This is a genomic window from Mesorhizobium sp. M5C.F.Ca.IN.020.32.2.1, assembly GCF_004023105.1.
Taxonomy (GTDB): Bacteria; Pseudomonadota; Alphaproteobacteria; order Rhizobiales; family Rhizobiaceae; genus Mesorhizobium; species Mesorhizobium wenxiniae.
This window is the reverse complement of record NZ_RZSX01000655.1, coordinates 1-3,728: the sequence shown is the minus strand read 5'-3', so window position 1 is coordinate 3,728 and position 3,728 is coordinate 1. Positions and strand designations below refer to the sequence as shown.

5 protein-coding genes are annotated in these 3,728 nt (G+C 61.8%); 4 read left to right on the top strand and 1 reads right to left on the bottom strand.

Annotated features, from left to right (window positions below):
* A partial coding sequence (locus tag EOA86_RS26385; protein ID WP_128344372.1) for an SDR family NAD(P)-dependent oxidoreductase occupies positions 1 to 429 on the bottom strand: 429 nt, incomplete at its 3' end.
* A gap of 211 nt (positions 430 to 640) precedes the next feature.
* Between EOA86_RS26385 and EOA86_RS26380 the strand changes: the two genes are divergently transcribed.
* From EOA86_RS26380 to EOA86_RS26365, 4 genes are all read left to right on the top strand, one after another.
* Positions 641 to 1,675: a cysteine synthase A gene (locus EOA86_RS26380; protein ID WP_065008723.1), complete on the top strand. Its 1,035-nt coding sequence runs from the start codon at positions 641 to 643 to the stop codon at positions 1,673 to 1,675.
* Positions 1,675 to 2,418, top strand: a complete 744-nt coding sequence (locus EOA86_RS26375) for an alanyl-tRNA editing protein (protein ID WP_065008724.1) — start codon at positions 1,675 to 1,677, stop codon at positions 2,416 to 2,418. Before EOA86_RS26380 ends, EOA86_RS26375 begins: the two co-directional genes overlap by 1 nt.
* Before the next feature lie 35 nt (positions 2,419 to 2,453).
* Positions 2,454 to 3,311, top strand: coding sequence for a 3-mercaptopyruvate sulfurtransferase (gene sseA / locus EOA86_RS26370; protein ID WP_128344370.1), 858 nt, complete (start codon positions 2,454 to 2,456; stop codon positions 3,309 to 3,311).
* Positions 3,311 to 3,728, top strand: a 418-nt coding sequence (locus tag EOA86_RS26365) for a GNAT family N-acetyltransferase (protein ID WP_164891994.1), incomplete at its 3' end; no start/stop codon positions are given. The genes sseA and EOA86_RS26365, both read left to right, overlap by 1 nt.

The following is a 3,728-nucleotide window of genomic DNA, read 5'->3' as shown; positions in this document are numbered from 1 at the left end:
CAGGACGATATGGCCGCGCGCGCGGACGCGCATGCGTTCGATGACCGGCACCAGGCCGTTGATGGTGCCGAAATAATTGACATCGAAAGACTGGCGAAATTCACGGACGGCAAGGTCTTCGCCGGCGGTCGCAATATAGCTCCCGGCATTGAAGACGGCCAAGACGATCGGGCCGAGATCCTTCTCGATCGCCGCCACCGTCTTTGCCATGCGTCTCTCGTCGGTGACGTCGCAAGGATAGGCCGTGACATGGCCCGGCATCTGCGCCGTCTCGACAACAAGCGTATCGATCGGATCGTCGTCGAGCGCCGTCACCGCGACGGCATAGCCTTGCTCCGCCAGGTCCTTGGCCAATGAACGGCCGATGCCGCTGCTGCCGCCCGTGATCCAGGCGACGCCGTCTTTCGGGTTGGCCCGGTAGAGAGTCATACTATGCCCTGCGACTTTTTCTTAGCTGTGCTCTAGCGACGAAGAAATCGAATGAAAAGAGCGCTTTTCAGTGGGAGCTTCAACGAAAAGCGGAAGGCGACGTCTATTTTCGGAATTGCAGCCCAGAAATGCCGCTGGACCAGACAAATTCTTGCCTTGAAACCGAAGCTTCGGGTTTCTAGGGTTCCGCCGCAAGCATAAAGGAATCTCCATGCCCCGTTCTGTGATCGAAGCGATCGGCAACACGCCTCTGATCCGCCTCAACAAAGCCTCGGAAGAAACCGGCTGCGAGATCCTGGGCAAAGCCGAATTCATGAATCCTGGCCAATCGGTCAAGGACCGTGCCGCGCTGTTCATCATCCGCGATGCCGAGCAGCGCGGGCTCTTGAGGCCGGGTGGGGTCATCGTCGAGGGGACGGCCGGCAACACCGGCATCGGATTGACGCTGGTTGCCAAAGCGCTTGGCTACCGCACCGTGATCGTCATCCCCGAGACGCAAAGCCAGGAGAAGAAGGACACGATCAAATTGCTCGGCGCCGAGCTGATCGAGGTGCCTGCCGTTCCCTACAAGAACCCCAACAATTATGTGAAACTGTCGGGCCGTCTGGCCGAGCAGATGGCCCGGTCCGAGCCGAACGGCGCGATCTGGGCCAATCAGTTTGACAACGTCGCCAACCGTGACGGCCATACCCGCACCACAGCGGAAGAAATCTGGGCCCAGACCGGCGGCAAGGTCGACGGTTTCGTCTCGGCGGTCGGCTCCGGCGGAACACTGGCCGGCATCGCTTTCGGGCTTAAGTCCAAGAGCAAGGACGTCAAGATCGCGCTCGCCGATCCGCTGGGTGCGGCGCTCTATAGTTTCTACACCAGCGGAGAGCTGAAATCCGAAGGCAGCTCGATCACCGAAGGCATCGGGCAGGGGCGGGTCACCGCCAATCTGGAAGGGTTCACGCCGGATTTCTCCTTCCAGATTCCGGACGAGGATGCACTGCCGATCGTCTTCGACCTTATCCAGGAGGAGGGTCTGTGCGTCGGTGGCTCGACCGGCATCAACATTGCCGGCGCGATCCGGTTAGCGCGTGAGATGGGTCCCGGCCACACCATCGTGACCGTGCTTTGCGACTACGGCACGCGCTATCAGTCGAAATTATTCAACCCGGAATTCCTGCGCCAAAAGAAGCTGCCGGTACCGGGCTGGATGGAACAGCGGAGCACAATTTCGGTGCCGTTCGAAAAGGTCGCGTGATGGCTTACAGGACGGAAGCGCTGTTTCGCGACGACGCCTATCTCAGGACGGCTGACGCCACGATTGTAGCCGTCAACGATCGTGGCGGCATAATACTGGACCGGACGATCTTCTATGCCACGTCGGGCGGGCAGCCGGGCGATACGGGCACCCTCGAACGCGACGACGGCAGCCTGATCGCTGTTGCCGCCACCATCACCGGTCAGACCAAAGATGAGATCATTCATGTGCCGCAGCCTGAGCAGGCGGTGCTTGAGGTCGGCGAACCGATAAAGCTCGCCGTCGATTGGGAGAGGCGGCATTTGCTGATGCGCATGCACACAGCCTGCCATTTGCTCACCGTTGTCTGCCCGTTCCCGATCACCGGCGCCTCGGTTTCCGAGGACGACAGCCGTGTCGACTTCGACATCCCGGATGCCGGCTTCACCAGGGAAGACGTGACGACCAGGTTGATGGAACTGGTGCGGGCCGACCACCCGGTCTTTGTCAGGCTGATCACCGACGAGGAACTGGCGGCCAATCCGGCGCTGGTGAAATCCAAGAATGTTCGGCCACCCGCCGGCACGGGCAAGATCCGCCTGGTCTGCATTGGCGAGAACGCCTCGATCGACAGCCAGCCTTGCGGCGGCACCCATGTGAAGAGCACTGGAGAAGTCGGCGAGATCCATATCGGCAAGATCGAGAAGAAGGGTCGCGAGAACCGACGCTTCCGAATACGCTTTGGACCGATGCCGCCGGCCTGATAAACAGATTGTCAAAGGCGGGCAGGAGAAGAAGAATGGCCGAAGACAGCCCTTTCACCGTCGATGCGGACTGGTTGCAGAAGCGCCTCGGCGAGCCTGGCCTGACCATCGTCGACGCGTCCTGGTATCTGCCGGCGCAGAAGCGCGACGCGCGCGCCGAATATGACGCAGCGCACATTCCAGGCGCCCGTTTCCTGGATCAGGATGCGATCTCGGATCCCGATTCCGCACTGCCTCACACGCTGCCGTCGCCGCAGCATTTCGCCCAATATGTCGGCGCCATGGGCATTTCGGCCGACGACACCATCGTGGTCTATGACGGTCCGGGCTTCTTCTCGGCGCCGCGCGCCTGGTGGATGTTCCGTGTCATGGGGGTGTTCCAGGCCTACGTGTTGGACGGCGGCTTCGACCGCTGGAAAGCGGCTGGACGGCCGGTGACGGCGGAGCCGACGAAGATCGCGCCTTGCGTGTTTCATGCCGACTTCGATGCCGCCCGCGTCGCCAGCCTGGCCGACATGCGCCGTATCGTCGAGACCGGGAAAAGCCAGATCGCCGATGCGCGCTCGCCTGGCCGGTTTGCCGGTACCGAGCCGGAGCCTCGCGCCGGCGTCCGCTCAGGCCATATGCCCGGCGCGCACAACGTGCCGTTTTCGGCGCTTGCCGAGAACGGTGAGCTGCTGTCGAAAGACCGACTGCGCAAGGTGATCGAGGACGCCGGCATCGACCTGTCGAAGCCGGTCGTCACCTCTTGCGGCTCAGGCGTCACTGCGGCGGCGATCACGCTCGCGCTCGAGACGCTTGGCCATACCGACAACAGGCTCTACGACGGTTCATGGACGGAATGGGGTGGGCTTAGCGATACGCCAGTCGTGACGGGCAAGGATCGACAGTGATGGAAAACGGAGCGCTTGAAGACATCGAGGTCACGGTGACGTTTCTCGAAATGCATGTGCCGCCGGCCTACTCGCCGCCGGTGCCGTACAACCGCCAGATCGCATTGCTGAAGACCAAGGACATTCCGCTGCATTTCTACCGCTACCTGATGGATCGGGTAGGCCGCAAATGGCACTGGGTCAACGTGCTGAGGCTCAGCAACGAGGAGCTTTCTGCGGGCATCCATCGCGAGGACCGCGACATCAGGGTGCTGTATCTCGATGGGTCGCCGGCCGGTTTCTTTGACCTAAAGCCGCATCTGCCGGAAGAAGTGGAACTTGCCTATTTCGGCATGATGGAGCACGCGACCGGCCAAGGCATCGGCCGCTGGTTCCTGGGTGCGGCGATCGCCGCCGCCTGGTCCCACGGTCCAAGGC